The sequence below is a fragment of the Methylocystis sp. genome (assembly GCF_051061225.1).
Lineage (GTDB): Bacteria > Pseudomonadota > Alphaproteobacteria > Rhizobiales > Beijerinckiaceae > Methylocystis.
Window position 1 is genome coordinate 15716 of the sequence record NZ_JBPFEB010000045.1, and the last position, 17849, is coordinate 33564.

Genomic DNA, 17849 nt, shown 5'->3' on the forward strand with positions numbered 1-17849 from the left:
GCGCGAAACGGCGATGCGCGCTTAGGTTGTGCGCCTGAACGCAAATACGACTAGGAACGAGCACTCATGAGCCTCTTCAGAGGCTCCACCGCATCCAAACCGCTCTCCGCCCCGCTCCCGGCGGCCCCCGCCGCCCGGAGCGCCCATGGGACGCGGCTCGTATTCTTTTCAGTCTAAGCCAGAGCGAATGACGTTTTCAAGAACCGATGTGGTAGGATACACAGGCTTTCGGACGGGGCGGAACGCCCTGTTTTCGCCGATTTCCACCCCTAGGCCGGACGGACATGAGGCTGCGACATTTTCTCATCGCCCTGCTCCTGATCGTCGCCGCGCCGCACGCCGCCCGGGCGCATCCGCATGTCTGGGTTGCGGTGCGCAGCGAAGTCGTGTTCGGGCCGGACGGCAGGATCACGGGCGTGCGCCACGCCTGGGAATTCGATGAAATGTATTCCGCTTTCGCCGTTCAGGGTCTCGGCAAGGACGGAAAGGCCCCGACGCGCGAGGAGCTGGCGCCCTTGGCCAAGACCAACGTCGAGTCGCTGGCCGAGTTCGATTATTTCACCTACGCCCGGCAGAACAACGCCAAGGCCGCCTTCGGCGCGCCCGAGAACGTCTACCTCGAGGCCAACGACAAGAAGATCGTGACGCTGCACTTCTTCTTGCCGCTCCAGACGCCTGTCGCGGCCAAGAAGCCCTTCTCCTTCCAGGTTTATGACCCGACCTATTTCGTCTCCTTCGGCCTCGAGAAGAAGGAGCCGGTGAAGCTCGCCCAGGCGCCGTCGGGCTGCTCGGTGAGCCTCGTGGACCCGGCGCCGCTCGTCGCGACCGACAATCAGAAGCTCAGCGAAGCCTTCTTCCAGAACATGTCGCCCGGCGCCGATTTCGGGGTAAAACTGGCGACGCGCGCGATCGTGGCCTGCCCGTGACGCGCAGACGGTGGGGGGTCGTCGCGGCCGCCGCCGCGGCTCTCCTGTTTCTCGCCCTTGATCCGGCTCTCGCCCAGCGCCACCCGTTCGCGGTCGGCGGTCAGGAGGCGTCCGGCGCGGCCACGGGCCTCGCCGGGCTGATCCTGGCCTGGCAGAACAAGTTTCATGGCGAGCTTCAGGCGGCCGCCCGCGCCTTGAAGACCGGCCCGCATGCGTTTCTGGCGCTGGCGGGCGCGAGCTTCGCCTATGGCGCCTTTCACGCCGCCGGGCCCGGCCACGGCAAGGCGGTGCTCACCTCCTATATGGTCGCCAATGAGGTGCAACTGAAGCGCGGCCTTCTGCTCGCGGGCCTCGCCGCCCTGTTGCAGGGGATCGTCGCCATCGCCCTCGTCGCCATCGCGGCGCTGGTCTTCAACGCCACCGCCGGGCAAATGACGAGCGCGGCGCAGACGATCGAGCTCGCAAGCTATGTCGCCATCGCCGCGCTCGGCCTGCGTCTGGTCTGGACCAAGGGCCGGGCGCTCGCCGCCGCCCTGCGCGCGCCCGCGCCGCCCGCGAGTGGGGCAAGCGGGGCGAGCCGCTTCGTCTGCGAGGCCATCGACGATCCGGCGCATATCCATGGCCCCGGCTGCGGCCACGCCCATGCGCTCGACCCCGCGACCCTGTCCGGCCCCGGCTTCCGGTGGCGGGACGCGCTCGCCACGGTCGTCGCGGCGGGGCTGCGGCCCTGCTCAGGCGCCATTCTGGTGCTGGTCTTCACCCTCTCGCAGAACATGCTGCTCGCGGGCGCGGGCGCGGTGATGGCCATGTCGGCGGGCACGGCGCTCACCACCGGCGCCATCGCGACCGCGGCGGTCTACGCCAAGGATCTCGCCCTGCGGGTCAGCGGCGACGGCGCGCGCCGGACCGCGCTGATCGCGCGCGGCGCGGAGCTTCTGGCCGCGCTGCTGGTCTTTGGTCTGGGGGTCGGCCTGCTTCTCGGCTTCGGCCTGTCGCGCGGCTCGGCCTGAGGCCCCTGCTGCGCCGCAGCAAGGATCGTCTCGCGCCGGTTACGTCAAACCGGCGACACACGCGCTATTTTCTTTGCATAAATCGATTCGGATTTTGCAAAAAAGAGGCGCGGAATGACCAGTGAGCGACAGCACGACCCTTACGCGGCGCGGCCCTGGCTCGCCTCCTACCCGCCGGGCGTCCCCGCCGAGATCGACGCCTCCGCCTATACGACGCTCGTCGACATGTTTCGCGGCGCCGTCGCGGCCTATGCGGAGCGCCCGGCGGTGGAGAGCTTCGGCGCGCGGCTGACCTATCGACAGCTTGCCGAAGCGGCCGACCGCGTCGCGGCCTGGCTTCAGGCGCAGGGGCTGCAAAAAGGGGATCGCGTCGCGATCATGTCGCCCAATGTCCTCGCCTATCCGGCGGCGCTTTTCGGCGTGCTGATCGCCGGGGGCGTGGTGGTGAACGTCAATCCTCTTTATACGCCGACCGAACTCACGCATCAGATCAACGACTCCGGCGCGCGCTTCCTCTTCGTGTTCGAGAATTTCGCCCATACGGTCGAACGCGCCTGGCCCGACATGAGGGTCGAGCGGGCCATTATCGTCACGGCGGGCGATCTGATGGGGCTCAAGGGCCTGATCGTCAATTTCGTCGCGCGGCATGTGAAGAAGATGGTTCCGGCCTGGCGGCTGCCCGGCGCGGAGACGTTCTCGCAGGTCTTGAAAGCCGATCCGCGCAGCCGGGCCCCGGTCTCGGTCGAGCCCGACGACACGGCCTTTCTGCAATACACGGGGGGCACGACCGGCGTCGCCAAGGGCGCGGTGCTCCTCCACCGCAATGTCGCGGCGAATGTCGAGCAGTCCTGGGCCTGGCTGAAATGGTATCTCGAACCGCGCGGGCCTCTCGTGATGATCACGGCGCTGCCGCTCTATCACATCTTCGCGCTGACCGCCTGCTGCATGCTGATCATCCGCACCGGCGGGTGCTGCCTGCTCATCGCCAATCCGCGCGATCTTAACGGCCTCGTCGCCACGATGCGCAAGTCGCGGTTTACACTGCTTTCAGGCGTCAACACGCTCTACGCCGCGCTCGCCGATCACCGGGACATCGGCAAGGTCGATTTCTCGCATCTCATCATGAATATTTCCGGCGGCATGGCGACGCAGGAGATCATCGCGCACAAGTGGAAGGCCATCTCCGGCAAACCGATCATCGAAGGCTACGGGCTGTCGGAGACCTCGCCCATCGTCACTGTGAACCGGCCGGACATCGCGGAGTTCACGGGCGGCATCGGCTATCCGCAGCCCTCCACCGACATTTCGATCCGCACTTCCGACGGAGAGATCGTTGCGCTCGGCGAGCGCGGCGAACTCTGCGTGCGCGGCCCGCAGGTCATGCCGGGCTACTGGCGCCGGCCCGATGAAACCGCCAAGGTGATGACGCCCGACGGTTTCTTCCGAAGCGGCGACATCGCCATCATGGAGCCGGACGGCATGCTGCGCATCGTCGACCGGCTCAAGGACATGATTCTCGTCTCGGGCTTCAACGTCTATCCCAATGAGGTGGAGGCGGCGTTGAGTCAGCATCCGAAGGTAAAGGAAGTCGCCGTCATCGGCGTGCCCTTCGCGCATTCCGGCGAAGCGCCGATGGCCTTCGTCGTCGCGCGCGACGACAGCCTGACGGCCGATGAGCTGCGCCGCTTCGCGCATGAGCGGCTGACCGGCTACAAGACGCCGCGCTTTTACGAATTCCGCGACGCCTTGCCGAAGACAAATGTCGGCAAGATCCTGCGCCGCGCGCTGAAGGAAGAATATGAGGCGCGCGCGAAAGTCCCCCCGGACGAAGGCCGGGGACGCTCGGTGAAAACCGAGATTCAGACGGCGCGTGAGGCGAACTGATCGGCCGCCGCGCCGATCGCCTCATAGACCGCGTCGAGCTCCCCGGCCGTCACGCAATAGGGCGGCAACACATAGATTGTTGCGCCCAGCGGGCGCAGCAGCAGGCCGCGCGCGTTGAAGAAGCGCATCAGATCGAGGCTGAGCGTCGCCGCATAGCCGCTGACGGGCGCGTTGAGATCGAGCGCGACGATGGTCCCGAGATGACGCACGGCCGAGAAACGCCTGTCGCCGGCGAAGCGCGCGGCGCGCTCGGCCTGCATGGAGGCGAGAGCGGCGATGCGGGCGCGCGCGTCGGCATGCGCCCATATGTCCAGATTGGCGAGCGCCGCCGCGCAGCCGATGGGGTTCGCGGTGAAGGAGCTCGAGTGAAAAAAGGCGCGCGCGCGCTCGGGCGCATAATGCGCGTCAAAGATTTCGTGGCGGCACAGGGTGACGGCGAGCGGAACGGCGCCGCCTGTGAGCCCTTTCGAATAGCAGGCGATGTCGGGAACGATCCCGGCCTGTTCGCAGGCGAAGAGCGTTCCCGTGCGGCCGAAGCCGGTCATCACTTCATCGGCGATGAAGAGCACGCCATGCGTTTCGCAGACGCGCTTCATCTCGGCGAGCACATGCGCGCCATAGGTCAGCATGCCGCCGGCGCCGAGAATGAGCGGCTCGACGATGAAGGCCGCCGCGCCGGCGCGGCAAACGGACTCCAGCGCGTCGAGCGTCTCCTGCTCCGCCCCCGGCGCGGGAAAGGGAACGCGCGCCACGTCGAACAGCAAGGGTTCATAGGGCGCGTTGAAGACGGAGCGCGCGCCGGCCGACATGGTCCCGACCGTGTCGCCGTGGTAGCTATGCTCCATGGCGACGACGCGCGTGCGCGGTTCGCCGCGGTTGCGCCAGTAGCCGAGCGCCATCTTGATCGCGACCTCGACCGAGGTGGAGCCGCTGTCGGAATAGAAAACATGATCCAGGCCCGGCGGCGTGATCTCCACGAGGCGCCGCGCGAGGGCTTCGGCCGGCTCATGCGTGAAGCCGGCGAAGATAATCTGGTCCAGCGTCTCCGTCTGCCGGCGGATCGCCTCCATGATCTCGGGGCGGCGATGGCCATGGGTGATGACCCACCAGGAGGAAATAGCGTCGAAAAAACGCGTCCCATCCTCCGCTGTGAGCCATGCCCCCTCGGCGTGAACGATCTTGTAGGCGCCGGGCTGCAACGCATGTTGCGTGAAGGGGCGCCAGACCGGCGAGCTGGTGACGAGGCTCATGTGAAATCGCTCACTGTAAAGGCGCAGGCGAAAGCCTCGCGCAGGCTCTCCCGCGTGAGCGGATCGAGATGCGGCAGGCGCCCGAGCGTGCGGACGCCGCCGATGCGCGCAATCGTTTGCTGCTGGGCTTCCGCCTTGTCGCCGACGAAGGCGACGCCGTGAATGGGGACGCCGCGACGGCGCAGGGCGTCGATGGCGAGGAGGCTGTGGTTGATCGTGCCGAGCGCCGTGCGCGCCACGAGAATCACGGGCAGCCCCCAGCGGGCGAGAACGTCGATGGTCAGCACATCGTCGGTCAGCGGAACCATCACGCCGCCCGCCGTCTCGATGACGAGCGGGCCTTCGACATGCGGCGGGACAAGCCGCGCGGGGTCGATCGCGATCCCTTCGGCGCGCGCGGATATGTGGGGCGAGGCTGGAAGCGTCAGCCGCCAGGCCTCTGGAACGATGCGCTCGGGCGCCGCTCCGGAGAGACGCATCACGGCCTGCGAATCCGTTTCGTCTTCCAGGCCCGCCTGCACCGGTTTCCAGTAGAAGGCTGTGAGCGCGTCGACGAGCGCGGCGGAAAAGCAGGTCTTGCCGACTCCCGTATCCGTTCCGGCAATGACAAACGCGCGCGTCATGGCGAGAGCGCCTCCGACAGATCCGCGACCATGCGCGCGATCTGCGCCTCGTCGACGTTGAGGGTGAGCGACAGGCGCAGCCGCGCCGTCCCCTCCGGCACGGTGGGCGGGCGGATGGCGCGGATGTCGTAGCCCTTGGCGCGCATCGCCGCCGCGAGCGACATGGCGCGCGCATCGGCGCCGACGATGACCGGCTGCACCTGCGTCCCCGAGGGCGCGACGCCGCACAGCCGTTGCAGCTCACGCCCGGCGAGGCCGACGCGGGCCTGTAGCGCGGCGCGGCGATCGTCGCCCGCCTCGCAAAGCTTCAGCGACGCGCGCACGCAGGCGGCGACGAGCGGCGAGGGCGCGGTGGCGAAGATGAAATTGCGGCAGCGGTTGACAAGAAAGGCGCGCAACGGGCGGGCGAGACAAACGAGCGCGCCGGAGACGCCGAGCGCCTTGCCGCAGGTGTGCACGCTGATCACATTCTCCCGCCCCTCGAAGCGCGCGGCGAGGCCACGCCCGCCCGGCCCCATCACTCCGGTCGCGTGGGCTTCGTCGATGAGCAGGAACGCCTCGTGGCGCAGGGCGACATCCATGAGATCGTCGAGCGGCGCCATGTCGCCGTCCATGCTGTACAGGCTTTCGACCGCGATCCACGGACGGCCGACGCCGCCCGCCGAGCGCCAGTCCCGGATGGACGCCTCCAGAGCGTTCGCGTCATTGTGCGGAAAGGCCTGGCTTGGCGCGCGCGACAGGCGCATGCCGTCATGCGCGCTCGCATGGATGAGCGCGTCGTGGAAAATGCGATCCGAGCGCTGCGGCAGCGTCGAGAGCAGCGCCTCGTTGGCGGAAAAACCCGCGCCGAAAAACAATGCGCTTTCGGCGTGGAAGAAGCGCGCGGCCTCGCATTCGAGGTCTTCATGCTCGGGATGATTGCCGCGCAGCAGCCGCGAGCCGCCGGCGCCGGCCGGAACGCCGCGCGCCAGCGCCGCCGCCGCCGCCGCCGCGAGGTCCGCCGATTCCGCCAGCCCGAGATAGTCGTTCGACGCGAAATCCAGCCCCGCGCGCGGCGCGAGCGCGCGCAGCCGGTCGCGCGCGGCGAGGCCGGCGAGGTCCGCCCGATATCGCTCCAGAAGGGACGCCACCGCTGTCTCCGAAATCATTCGGACAGGTAACGGGGGCGCGCCGCCCGGTCAAGAATGCGCAAGCTTTGCCGCCGGGTTGAAAAACAAGGCGCGCGTCGCGATGTTAAGGCGCAACGGAGCCGTTCATGACCCCCGCCCCCGAAGCCGACGCCCCGCCCGCCCGCGCGCCCTGGCCGCCCATTCTGATCATTCTCGCTCTCATTCTGGGACGCACGCTCGACTGGCTGACGGGCGGCGCGCTCGCCGGCCTCCTCGCCTTCCCCGCCGCGCCGCTGCTCGGCGGCGTCATTGTCGCGCTGGCGCTGGCCAATGACGTCTGGTGCGCCCTGACCTTCGCGCGGCTGAAGACGACCATCCTGCCGCATCGCGCGGCGTCGCGGCTCGCGACGGAGGGGGCCTTCCGCTTCTCTCGCAACCCGATCTATGTCTCGCATGTGGCGGTCGTGCTGGGGCTTGGCCTGCTGATGCGCTCGCCCTTCGTCATCCTGCTGACGCCGGCGCTGGCCGTCGCCTTGCAGAAATGGTCGATCGAGCCGGAGGAGCGGCATCTCCTCGCGAAATTCGGCGCGCAGTACCAAGCCTATATGGCGCGCACGCGCCGATGGCTCTAGTCTCGGACGGCTGACAAAGGGGGGAGAATGGGCGCGCAGACGCAGCTTGATTTCAATGTTCGCGGGATGACCTGCGCGTCATGCGTGGCGCATGTCGAAAAGGCGCTGAAGGCCACGCCCGGCGTCGAAGCGGCGAATGTGAATCTCGCCACCGAACGCGTCGACGTGACGGTCGGCCCCGACGCCGATCCGGCGGCGCTGGCCAAGGCGGTGGCCGACGCGGGCTATGATCCGGCGATCGAGACCATCGAGCTCGGCGTCGGCGGCATGACCTGCGCCTCCTGCGTCGCCCATGTCGAAAAGGCGCTGAAAGCCGTGCCCGGCGTTCTGGAGGCGAGCGTCAATCTCGCGACCGAACGCGCCAGCGTGCGCGCGCTCTCCGGCCCCGGCCTGGTGGATCGGCTGCGCCGCGCCATCACGGACGCCGGCTACGAGCCCCGCAAGATCGAGTCCGACGCCGGCGGCGCCGATCGCGAGCGCGCGCGGCGCGAGGAGGAGATGAAGCGCTTGCGCGTCACGCTCATCCTCTCCGCCGCGCTGACGGCGCCCGTGTTCATCCTGGAAATGGGCGGCCATCTGATCCCGGCGTTCCACCACTGGACCATGATGGCGATCGGCGAGGAGAACATCCGCTATCTCTCCTTCACGCTCGCGACGCTCGTGCTGTTCGGCCCCGGCCTCGTCTTCTACGAGAAGGGCCTGCCTGCGCTGTTTAGGGGCCAGCCGGACATGAACGCGCTCGTCGCGGTCGGCACGCTGAGCGCCTATCTCTATTCCTGCGTCGCGACCTTCCTGCCGCATGTGCTGCCGGCGGGGGCGGTGAACGTCTATTACGAGGCGGCGGTCGTCATCGTCACGCTGATCCTCTTCGGCCGCTTTCTGGAGGCCCGCGCCAAGGGCCGGACATCGGAAGCGATCCGCGCGCTCGCAAAGCTGCAACCCAAAACCGCGCGCGTCGAGAGAGACGGCGAGACGGTCGACATCGATATCGACGACGTGCATGTCGGCGACAATGTGCTGGTGCGGCCCGGCGAGCGCATTCCGACCGACGGGGTGGTGACCGCCGGCGCGTCGCATGTCGACGAATCCATGGTGACGGGCGAACCGGCCCCCGTCGCCAAGGGGCCCGGCGCCGCCGTCACCGGGGCGACGGTGAACGGCGCGGGCGCCTTCTCCTTCCGCGCCACCCGCGTCGGCGCCGACACCACGCTCGCCGGCATCATCCGCATGGTGGAGCAGGCGCAGGGCGCCAAGCTTCCCATTCAGGCGATGGTCGACCGCGTCACCGCCGTCTTCGTGCCGGCAATCTTCGCCATCGCCGCCGTCACCTTCGCCGTCTGGATGCTGATCGGCCCCGAGCCGCGCCTGACCTATGCGCTGGTAAGCGCGGTCGCCGTGCTCATCATCGCCTGCCCTTGCGCCATGGGCCTCGCCACGCCCGCCGCCATCATGACCGGCACCGGCCGCGCCGCCGAGCTGGGCGTGCTGTTCCGCAAGGGCGAGGCGTTGCAGACGCTGCAGGACGTGTCGCTGATCGCCTTCGACAAGACCGGCACGCTCACCTTCGGCAAGCCGCGGCTCACCGATCTCCTGCCGGCGCGCGGCGAGGACGCGGACAAGCTGCTGCGGCTCGCCGCCAGCGTCGAGGCGCAGTCCGAACATCCCGTCGCCGCCGCGATCGTCGCCGCCGCGAAGGATCGCGGTCTGAAGCTCGCGCCGGTCGCGAGCTTCGAATCCGTCTCCGGCATGGGGGTCGCGGGCGTGGTAGAGCGTCATCGGATCGCGATCGGCGCGGAACGCTACATGGCGTCGCTGCGCTTCGACACGGCGGCCTTCGCGGAAAGCGCCGCCGCCCTCTCCGAAGAGGGCAAGACGCCCTTCTATGTCGCGGTCGACGGCAAGACGCGCGCCATCCTCTGCGTCGCCGACGATCTCAAGCCGACCACGAAACCCGCCATCGACGCCCTGCACGCCATCGGCGTGAAGACGGCGATGATCACGGGCGACGACGCGCGCACGGCGAAGGCCATCGCGCGGCGGCTCGGCATTGACGAAGTCGTGGCGGGCGTCATGCCCGACGGCAAGGTGGCGACGCTGGAAAAGCTGCGTGAAGGCCGCAAGATCGCCTTTGTCGGCGACGGCGTGAACGACGCGCCCGCGCTCGCCGCCGCCGACGCCGGAGTCGCGATCGGCACGGGCACGGACATCGCCATTGAAGCGGCCGATGTGGTGCTGATGTCGGGCGACCTCGGCAAGGTGCCGGCGGCGCTGGCGGTCTCGCGCGCCACCATGCGCAACATCAAGCAGAATCTGTTCTGGGCCTTCGGCTACAATGCGCTGCTCGTTCCGGTCGCCGCTGGCGTGCTCTATCCGGTGAACGGCATGCAGCTCTCGCCCATGCTCGGCGCCGGCGCCATGGCGCTCTCCAGCGTCTTCGTGCTGACCAATGCGCTGCGGCTGCGCCGCTTCCAGCCCCCCGTTATCGCCGAGGCGCCCCTGCCGCCGGCGACGCATGAAACGCCGGCGCCGCAAACGGCGCCCGCGCAGACCGATCTCAAGGAGGAGACGACGATGACGACGTTCAGTGTGAAGGACATGACCTGCGGCATGTGCGTGAAGCACGTCACCAAGGCGGTTCAGGCGGTCGAGCCCGGCGCCGATGTGAAGGTCGATCTCGCGACCGGCAAGGTCGACGTGTCGCCGACGCCGAAAGACCCGGCGGCTCTGGCGAAGGCGATCACCGAGGCAGGCTATCCGGCGCAGATCGCGGCCTGAGCCGCCTCGGACATGAAAAAGGGCCTGCGCGAAGTTTGCGCAGGCCCTTCTTGTCTCGCCCTGCTCGCTCAGTCTGTCGCCAGCAGGTCGAAGTGCCGGCTGATCCCGGCGTGGATCAGGTTTCCGTCGAAGCGCGTTTTCGTGCCGACCGCATAGTCGTATTTGGCCGACGGCACGCCGGTGTTGGACCAGACGTTGGTCGAGGTGTTGTAACTGACGCCATAGGCGTTCTGGCCCGCGGCGATCGCGTTGCCGAGATCATAGTGGAGATATTCGGCCTTCACGCTCCAGTTCGGCATGAACATCCACTCGACGCCGCCGCCGGCCGTCCAGCCGACGAGCGTTTTCTGATAGCCGGCGTCTGCCAGGGTCCAGGCCGGCTTCGGCGAACCGGGCTGTGTGAACAGCGCCGTATTGGAGATCACGCCGCCATAGGCCAGACCGCCCGTGCCGTAGAGTTGCAGGGTCGGCGTGAACACATAACCGAGGCGTCCCCGCACCGTGCCCAGATAGTTCAGCGTCGTGTTGCGCTGGCCATAGTTGAGATAGCTGTCCTTGCCCACCGTGACGATGGAGCTGTGCAGCGCCGAGTCGGTATTGCCGGAAACCGCATGCAGATCCGTCTCCGCGCCCACGAGAATGTTGTTGTCGAAACGCCAGTTCGCGCCGACCTGCATGCCGCCGATGAAGCCCGCGAGGTGGTTGCGGCCATTCGGGATATAGGAGCCCGCCGCCAGCGCCAGGCTCGCCGGCGTATTCGCGACAGGGGTCCAGACAGGACTTCCGGGCGCTTGCCAGGCGCCGATGGAAGGCGCCGTCCAGGTGTAGGTTCCCGGATTGGACCAGGCGCCGCCCCCGTTCAGGCCGACATAGACGTCGCGCCAGCTTGGCGGCGGCGCGGCGGGCGCATTCGGGCCGACCGCGCCCCACAGCGTTGAAACGGGATCCTTCGTAATCGGCTGGCCGTCGCCAAAAGCGTTGGCGGTGACTTCCAGATAGAAGAAATCCGTCGGCTGGGAGGTGAGCCCGTTGGTCGTCGTGGTCTGACGGACATTAAAGCCGGAGTCGGTCAGATTATAGGACTGCGGCCAGTAAGGCTGTCCCTTGACCGGCGGCGCGAAGCTGGCAGGGAAGCTTCCCGGCCAAAAGCGTGCGTAACTCGCCGTCAGATTGATGAACTGCGAGAGCTTGTAACGGGCGCGGATGTCGAATTCCGAGCCGAGAAAATTGCCCCGCCCCGCCACATTGCCGAGCGGCGAGAAGAGATTGGCGCGGTCCCAGGCGCTGGCGGCGTCGGCGAGCCAATAGGCGCTGAAGGCGGTGTCGATCTGCAGGTTCTTCGCCGGCGTGAACTCCAGCCTGACTTTCGGGTCCTTGATATTGTTCCAGGCGAAATAGTCGTTGCGCGAGAAGGGCTGGTTGAAGCCGTAGAAGATGTCGAAGTTGTTATTGGAATAATTGAAGGGGCTGCCGTTGCCCGAGCCGTAGACATATTCGGCGCTGATGCGCGGCTTCCAGGGGTGTTCGGAGAAGGTGTAGCCCGCCTCGATCGCCCAGGCGAGCGCGTCATGGGGAACCGTCACCTCGATATTGTCGTAGGTCTGGCCGCCGATGATCGCCGACTGCAAACGGCCGAAAGAACCGAACTGCTTGTTGATGTCGAAGTCGTAGTCGAAGTTGCCGACCACGCCATAAATGCGCAGGCCGGGCGCATAGGTCTCGCGATGCGTCTTGAGCGCGCTCGACACATTGGTCTGGTCCGCATACTGCGTGCGGCCGATGAAATAGGGCTGCACCGTCGCATATTCCGAGAACCGCCGGAAGCTGAAGACGCTGCCGTAAATCCAGTTCTGCCAGTCGGGCCGGTCAAACTGATAGGGATAGCGGATCACCGGCCGCATCAGGAAGCTGTCCAGATCCCAGTCGTTTTCCTTCTTGCCGACCTTGATGCGGACGCCGTCGAAATTGTTCGTCGTGTTGCGGAATTCGTTCTCCGCGATCAGGCGCCGGTCGAGAAGCTCGAAGTGGAAGCGGCCGGCGCGCACCGTCAGCGGTCGGTCATTGCCACGCGGATCCTTGCCGAAGGCGTCCTTGAAATAGAGTTCGCCATAGGCCGAGATCAGGTCGGTCTGATTGATCTCCTGCCCCTGATACTCATAGATGCTGTTGAAGGCGCGCGAATCCTGAAACTCCACGACGGCGCGGAACGGATCGAGAATATCCTGCACGCCGAGGTAGAACCGCGTACGCGACAGCCACAGGGAATTGGGAAAATATTTGCGCTGCGAGCTCGGCGGATTGGTGGCCGAGTTCGTCCACGGACGATAATCGTTTTCGCGATATTCGAAGCGCGTGCGCGAATCGAGGCCGATATTGAGCCAGTTGACGCCCTCGAACTGCTTGTAGGTCTTGCCGAGATTGCGCACGTAAGGCGGAATGTCGGGCTGCGGCTCGAGTCGATAGCCGCGCGTCGGAACGTAATAGCTCTTCTTCTCTTCAGGCTTTGCGTCGGCGGCGGGCTTGGCGCCAGCGGCCGCCGCTTTCGACCCGCCGGCCGCCTTGCCGTCCCCCGCCCTGGCGGCGTCCTTGCCGCCCGTCTTCGCCTTCGACTGGGTTTCCACCGACGCCGGCGCCGGTTTCTCCTCCGCTCGAACGCCCCCGGGGATCAACGCGGCCAGAGCCGCGGCGGCTGCCCCCAGTTTCAACTGTCGCCTGAAGTCTCGCATCGCCCACTCTCGTTTTTGGTTATTGCCCGCGCGTCGCGGCGTCTTTTCGAGAGTGATCAAACCGCACACAGGCCCTACTGTCTAGCGATTTAATAGACTAAAAGAAGCTTGGCATGGAACCGTTGCTTTGACGCAACACCTGTGCGCTTTCGAAGCTGCCGGAGAGGCGCGCGCGGGCGCGCGGGCAGGCGAACGCCTATTTGTGCAAAACGAAGAAAAGCCGTGGGTAACGCAGCAAGACCTTGCCATCGGGCTGACGCGGATAGGCCTGCGCGAGGCGGTCGCGATAGCGGTCGAGAAAGTCGCGGCTCTCTTCGGGAGTGAGGAGATCGAGGAAGGGACGAAGGCCCGATCCCGCGAACCACTCCACGACGCCGTCGGGGCCGTCGAGCGGGTGGATATAGATCGTCTGCCAGATGTCGACGGAGCGGCACAGCGGCGCGAAGAGATCGTAATATTCATCCGCCTGCCCGATGACCGTCAGTGATTTGGCGACAGGCACGAGACGATCCGCCCAGGGTCCATCAGCGGCCACCATGCGCATCGCCGCATGCGACAGCTCATGCGTGTTGTTGGGCATCTGCACGGCGATGCGCCCGCCCGGATTAAGCGAGTCGAGCAGCGTTCTGATCAGCTTCCGGTGGTCGGGCAGGAAATGCAGCGTGGCGTTTGCGAAGATGAGATCGGCGGGCGCCGGCGGGCGCCAGCGCGCAATGTCGTCCTTGACGAAGCGCGCCATGGGGACGCGCGCGCGGGCGACGGCGAGCATGTTGTCCGACTTGTCGACGCCGACGACCGCCGCCCCCTGAAAGCTGCGGGTGAGCAGCTCGGTGCTGTTGCCGGGGCCGCAGCCAAGATCATAAATCAGCCTTGTCTCGCAATAAGGAACGCGCGCGAGCAGATCGCGCGCGGCGCGCGTGCGCTCTTCCTCGAACTTCAGATAGAGGCCCGAATTCCAGTCGCCTGTCGCGGCGCCTGCGTCGTCGCAGGGCGCGGCGGTCAAATGCCCTCCCCCACGTCGAGATATTCGCCGTCCGCGGCCGGAAAGATGCGCGCCTTGGCGAGCGATAGCGGCACGCGGTCGCCGAGCGCGGCGGCGGCGGAGAGCGGCGAGTCGATTTCGAGCGTTTGATCATAACCGTCGATGGCGATGGTGGCGCGCACGCCGGCGGGCGTGCGGCGAACGCTCTCGACGCGCCCTTCCAGTTCGCCCGCCCCATCGGTCGCCACGGCGATGTCCGCGGGACGGAAGAACACGCGGGCCGGGCCGCTGCGCAGACCATGCGTGTCGATGTGCAATTCGCGGTCGCCGAAGCGGACATGGCCGTCCCCGACGGTGACAGGCAGGGCGACCGCCTCGCCGACGAAAGAGATGACGAAGGGCGAAGCCGGCTGATCGTAAAGCTCCGCCGGCGTGCCGATCTGCTCGATGCGGCCCTCGTTGAGCACCACGACGCGGTCGGCCAGCTCCATCGCCTCGTCCTGGTCATGCGTCACGAAGACGGTGGTGAGGCCGGTCTCCTTGTGCACCTCGCGCAGCCAGCGGCGCAGATCCTTGCGCACCCGCGCGTCGAGGGCGCCGAAAGGCTCGTCGAGCAGCAGCACGCGCGGCTCGATGGCGAGGGCGCGCGCGAGCGCCACACGCTGGCGCTGGCCGCCGGAGAGCTGCGCCGGATAGCGCGCGCCGAGTCCCTCAAGCTGAACGAAACGCAACAGCTCATACACCCGCGCCTCGATCTCGCCGCGCGAGGGCCGCAGCCGCCGTGGCCGCACCTTCAGCCCATAGGCGATGTTGTCCGCGACGGTCATGTGTTTGAACAGCGCGTAATTCTGGAAGACGAAGCCGACGCGGCGATCCTGGACCGGCAGATTCGTGGCGTCCCGGCCGTCGAAATAGACATGGCCGCGATCGGGCGTGTTCAGACCCGCGATGACGCGCAAGAGCGTCGTCTTGCCGGAGCCCGAGGGACCCAGAAGCGCGACCAGCTCGCCGGGCTGAATGTCGAGGCTGACGTCGCGCAACGCCGGAAAGGCGCCGAAATCCTGCTCGACGCCCTCGACGCGAATGGCGAAACCATGCTTCGTCGGTTCAGTGACGCCGTCCCCGCGCGGCGAGCGCGTCAGCGTGGCGCCATTCGAGGAAGGTCTTGAGTCCGAGGGTGACGAGCGCAAGGCTCGCAAGAAGGACCGAGAGAGCGAAAGCGGCGACATTGTTATACTCATTGTAAAGTATCTCCACTTGAAGTGGGATGGTGTTGGTCAGGCCGCGAATATGGCCCGAAACGACGGAAACCGCGCCGAATTCGCCCATGGCGCGCGCGTTGCACAGCAGAACGCCGTAGAGCAGGCCCCATTTGATATTGGGCAGCGTCACGGTCAGGAAGGTCCGCAGGCCGGACGCGCCCAGGGTGAGGGCCGCCTCCTCCTCGACGGTCCCCTGCTCCTGCATCAGCGGAATGAGTTCGCGCGCCACGAAGGGGAAGGTCACGAAGACCGTCGCCAGCACAATGCCGGGAACGGCGAAGATGATCTGCACGCCATGCGCGGACAGCCATTTGCCGAAAAGCCCCTGCGCCCCAAACACCAGCACATAGATCAGGCCCGAGACGACCGGCGACACCGAGAACGGCAGATCGATGAGCGTGATGAGCAGGCTCTTTCCCGGAAAGGCGAATTTGGCGATCGACCATGCGGCCGCCAGCCCGAAGGCGAGGTTCGCCGGCACGACGATGGCCGCGACGAGCAGCGTCAGCCTTATGGCCGCGATGGCGTCGGGCTCGCTGAAGACCTCCATGAAGGCGCCATAGCCCTTGCTCGTCGCTTCGGCGAAAACGATCGCCAGCGGCGCGAACAGGAAGATCAGCAGAAACAGCACGGCGGTCGCGATCAGCGCAAGGCGCGCAAGCGGCGCATCCTGCGTGACGGGACGCGCCTTGGCGCGAGGGCGCCCGACCCCGGCGGATACGATGGCGGTCTCAGACATGACCGAACCTCTTCCGGCTCCAGGCCTGGATCAGATTGATGAGGAGAAGCGCGAAGAAGGAAATCGCCAGCATGATCGTCGCGACTCCGGTCGCGCCGGCGTAATCATATTGTTCGAGCTTCACGATGATCAGCAGCGGCGCGATCTCCGACACATAGGCGATGTTGCCGGAGATGAAGATGACGGAGCCATATTCGCCGACGCCGCGCGCGAAGGCCAGGGCGAAGCCCGTCAGCAGCGCGGGAACGAGCGGGGGCAGCAGGACCCGCGCGACCGTCTGCACGCGGGTCGCGCCCAACGTCGCGGAGGCCTCCTCCAGCTCGACTTCCAGCTCGGAGATGATCGGCTGCACGGTGCGCACCACGAACGGCAGGCCAATGAAGATGAGCGCCACCAGAATGCCCCAGCGCGTGAAGGCGATCTTGACTCCGACGTCGGCGAGCGGCGCGCCGAACCAGCCGTTGGGCGCATAGAGCGCAGCGAGCGAGATGCCCGCCACCGCCGTCGGCAGGGCGAAGGGAAGATCCACGAAAGCGTCGAGCAGCCGGCGCGCGGGGAAGTGATAGCGTGTCAGCACCCATGCGACGATCAGGCCGAAGAAGAGATCCACGACCGCGGCGGCGAGAGAGATGAAAAAGGTCGTGCGCAAAGCGGCGGCGACGCGCGGCTCGGTCGCGATCTGCCACAGACCGGAAAAGCCCAGTCCGGAGGACCGCCAGATCAGCGTCGCCAGCGGAAACAGCACGACCAGCCCGAGATAGAGCAGCGTGTAGCCGAAGGTCAGGCCAAAACCGGGAATGACGCTCGGCGCTTTGAAGCGCCGAGCGTTGCGTCCTGCGAGGGTCGGGGAGGTCACTTCGCAGGCTCTTGTTTCTGGATGTCGTCGAAGACGCCGCCATCGGCGAAGAACTTCTTCTGCGCAGACGACCAGCCGCCGAAGGTCTTGTCGACCGTGATGAACTCGATCTTCGGGAACTTCTTCAAATCCTCCTTGGCGGCGTCCGCCGGATGCGCGGGCCGGTAGAAGTTGCGGGCGATGATCGCCTGCGCCGCCGGCGCGTAGAGATAGTCGAGATAGGCTTCGGCCAGAGGCTTGACGCCCTTCGCCTCGGCGTTGGCGTCGACGACGGACACCGGCGGCTCCGCAAGGATAGAGACTTTCGGCGCGACGATCTCGAATTTGTCCGCGCCGAATTCCTTGAGCGCGAGGAAGGCCTCGTTCTCCCAGGTGATCAGCACGTCGCCCAATCCACGCTGCGCGAAGGTGATGGTGGAGCCGCGGGCGCCCGTGTCCAGCACCGGCGCATTGGCGTAGATGGCCTTGACGAACTCCTTCGTCTTCGCCTCGTCGCCGCTGAATTTCTTCAGCCCGTGGCCCCAGGCGGCGAGGAAATTCCACCGCGCGCCGCCGGAGGTCTTGGGGTTGGGGGTAATGACCGCGACGCCCGGTTTGGCGAGATCGTCCCAGTCCTTGATCGCCTTGGGATTGCCCTTGCGAACAAGGAACACGATCGTGGAGGTGTAAGGCGCCGAATTATTCGGGCGCCGCTTCTGCCAGTCCGCGGCGATCTTGCCCGACTTCGTCGCAATCGCGTCGATGTCCGCCGCCAGCGCCAGGGTCACCACGTCGGCGGCGAGACCGTCGATCACCGCGCGGGCCTGGGCGCCCGAGCCGCCATGCGAGGTCTGGATCTCCACCGTCTCGCCCGTTCGCGCCTTCCAGTCGGCGACGAAGGCCGGGTTGATCTGCTTGTAAAGCTCCCGCGTCGGATCATAGGAAACGTTCAGGAGCGTCTGCGCCGCCTGCGCCGGGACAGTCCCGAGAAGACCAAAAACCACGCCCGCAATCGTCGAAACGCGAAGAAGCGCGCCCAGCTTCCCCCTGCCCTTGCTCATTTTGTCAACTCCATCGATCAGTCTTATAAAGTCTA

At 66.7% G+C, this 17849-nt stretch carries 14 protein-coding genes; 5 read left to right on the forward strand and 9 right to left on the reverse strand.

All coding sequences use genetic code 11. The features are described from left to right. Window positions 1-284: 284 nt before the first annotated feature. The 3 genes from ACR652_RS08940 (at window position 285) to ACR652_RS08950 (ending at window position 3820) form a co-directional block, all read left to right on the forward strand. A complete protein-coding gene (locus ACR652_RS08940; RefSeq protein WP_434506162.1) occupies window positions 285-926 on the forward strand; it encodes a DUF1007 family protein in 642 nt (213 codons plus the stop codon). Further along, entirely contained in the window at window positions 923-1936 is a 1014-nt protein-coding gene (locus ACR652_RS08945) for a nickel/cobalt transporter (protein ID WP_434506163.1), read from the forward strand. Before ACR652_RS08940 ends, ACR652_RS08945 begins: the two co-directional genes overlap by 4 nt. 114 nt (window positions 1937-2050) lie before the next feature. Next, entirely contained in the window at window positions 2051-3820 is a 1770-nt protein-coding gene (locus tag ACR652_RS08950) for an AMP-binding protein (RefSeq protein WP_434506164.1), read from the forward strand. Here ACR652_RS08950 and ACR652_RS08955 read toward each other — a convergent pair. Genes ACR652_RS08955 through ACR652_RS08965 form a run of 3 tightly spaced genes read right to left on the reverse strand, consistent with a single transcriptional unit; the run spans window position 3796 to window position 6823 of the window. Next, a complete protein-coding gene (locus ACR652_RS08955; RefSeq protein ID WP_434506165.1) occupies window positions 3796-5070 on the reverse strand; it encodes an adenosylmethionine--8-amino-7-oxononanoate transaminase in 1275 nt (424 codons plus the stop codon). The two genes, ACR652_RS08950 and ACR652_RS08955, sit on opposite strands and share 25 nt — an antisense overlap. Then, entirely contained in the window at window positions 5067-5693 is a 627-nt protein-coding gene (bioD, locus tag ACR652_RS08960; protein ID WP_434506166.1) for a dethiobiotin synthase, read from the reverse strand. The genes ACR652_RS08955 and bioD overlap by 4 nt, the downstream gene beginning before the upstream one ends. Beyond that, window positions 5690-6823 carry an 8-amino-7-oxononanoate synthase gene (locus ACR652_RS08965; RefSeq protein ID WP_434506167.1) on the reverse strand — a complete coding sequence of 378 codons (1134 nt, stop codon included), beginning with the start codon at window positions 6821-6823 and terminating at the stop codon, window positions 5690-5692. The genes bioD and ACR652_RS08965 overlap by 4 nt, the downstream gene beginning before the upstream one ends. Before the next feature lie 125 nt (window positions 6824-6948). On the opposite strand from ACR652_RS08965, the gene ACR652_RS08970 reads away from it, so the two are divergent. After that, on the forward strand, window positions 6949-7434 hold the full coding sequence (locus ACR652_RS08970; RefSeq protein WP_434506168.1) for a methyltransferase family protein: 486 nt from the start codon (window positions 6949-6951) through the stop codon (window positions 7432-7434). Between the two features lie 27 nt (window positions 7435-7461). Continuing rightward, the gene (locus ACR652_RS08975; protein WP_434506169.1) at window positions 7462-10209 is read left to right on the forward strand and encodes a heavy metal translocating P-type ATPase; all 2748 of its coding nucleotides are present in this window, start codon (window positions 7462-7464) and stop codon (window positions 10207-10209) included. A gap of 68 nt (window positions 10210-10277) precedes the next feature. On the opposite strand, the gene ACR652_RS08980 is transcribed toward ACR652_RS08975, so the two are convergent. The 6 genes from ACR652_RS08980 to ACR652_RS09005 form a co-directional block, all read right to left on the reverse strand. Beyond that, entirely contained in the window at window positions 10278-12935 is a 2658-nt protein-coding gene (locus ACR652_RS08980) for an alginate export family protein (RefSeq protein WP_434506170.1), read from the reverse strand. Window positions 12936-13131: 196 nt separating this feature from the next. Continuing rightward, entirely contained in the window at window positions 13132-13938 is an 807-nt protein-coding gene (gene tam, locus ACR652_RS08985; protein ID WP_434506171.1) for a trans-aconitate 2-methyltransferase, read from the reverse strand. Then, window positions 13935-15002 carry a sulfate/molybdate ABC transporter ATP-binding protein gene (locus tag ACR652_RS08990; RefSeq protein ID WP_434506299.1) on the reverse strand — a complete coding sequence of 356 codons (1068 nt, stop codon included), beginning with the start codon at window positions 15000-15002 and terminating at the stop codon, window positions 13935-13937. The genes tam and ACR652_RS08990 overlap by 4 nt, the downstream gene beginning before the upstream one ends. 22 nt (window positions 15003-15024) lie before the next feature. Beyond that, window positions 15025-15918, reverse strand: a complete 894-nt coding sequence (cysW, locus tag ACR652_RS08995; RefSeq protein ID WP_434506172.1) for a sulfate ABC transporter permease subunit CysW — start codon at window positions 15916-15918, stop codon at window positions 15025-15027. Further along, on the reverse strand, window positions 15911-16774 hold the full coding sequence (gene cysT / locus ACR652_RS09000) for a sulfate ABC transporter permease subunit CysT (RefSeq protein ID WP_434506173.1): 864 nt from the start codon (window positions 16772-16774) through the stop codon (window positions 15911-15913). The genes cysW and cysT overlap by 8 nt, the downstream gene beginning before the upstream one ends. Then, window positions 16771-17814, reverse strand: a complete 1044-nt coding sequence (locus ACR652_RS09005) for a sulfate ABC transporter substrate-binding protein (RefSeq protein WP_434506174.1) — start codon at window positions 17812-17814, stop codon at window positions 16771-16773. The genes cysT and ACR652_RS09005 overlap by 4 nt, the downstream gene beginning before the upstream one ends. Between the last annotated feature and the right edge of the window lie 35 nt (window positions 17815-17849).

Coding starts and splice junctions, on each gene's coding strand:
- ACR652_RS08940 (WP_434506162.1), top strand. CDS start 285: ATGAGGCTGCGACATTTTCTCATCGCCCTGCTCCTGATCGTCGCCGCG.
- ACR652_RS08950 (WP_434506164.1), top strand. CDS start 2,051: ATGACCAGTGAGCGACAGCACGACCCTTACGCGGCGCGGCCCTGGCTC.
- ACR652_RS08955 (WP_434506165.1), bottom strand. CDS start 5,070: ATGAGCCTCGTCACCAGCTCGCCGGTCTGGCGCCCCTTCACGCAACAT.
- bioD (WP_434506166.1), bottom strand. CDS start 5,693: ATGACGCGCGCGTTTGTCATTGCCGGAACGGATACGGGAGTCGGCAAG.
- ACR652_RS08970 (WP_434506168.1), top strand. CDS start 6,949: ATGACCCCCGCCCCCGAAGCCGACGCCCCGCCCGCCCGCGCGCCCTGG.
- ACR652_RS08975 (WP_434506169.1), top strand. CDS start 7,462: ATGGGCGCGCAGACGCAGCTTGATTTCAATGTTCGCGGGATGACCTGC.
- ACR652_RS08980 (WP_434506170.1), bottom strand. CDS start 12,935: ATGCGAGACTTCAGGCGACAGTTGAAACTGGGGGCAGCCGCCGCGGCT.
- cysW (WP_434506172.1), bottom strand. CDS start 15,918: ATGTCTGAGACCGCCATCGTATCCGCCGGGGTCGGGCGCCCTCGCGCC.
- ACR652_RS09005 (WP_434506174.1), bottom strand. CDS start 17,814: ATGAGCAAGGGCAGGGGGAAGCTGGGCGCGCTTCTTCGCGTTTCGACG.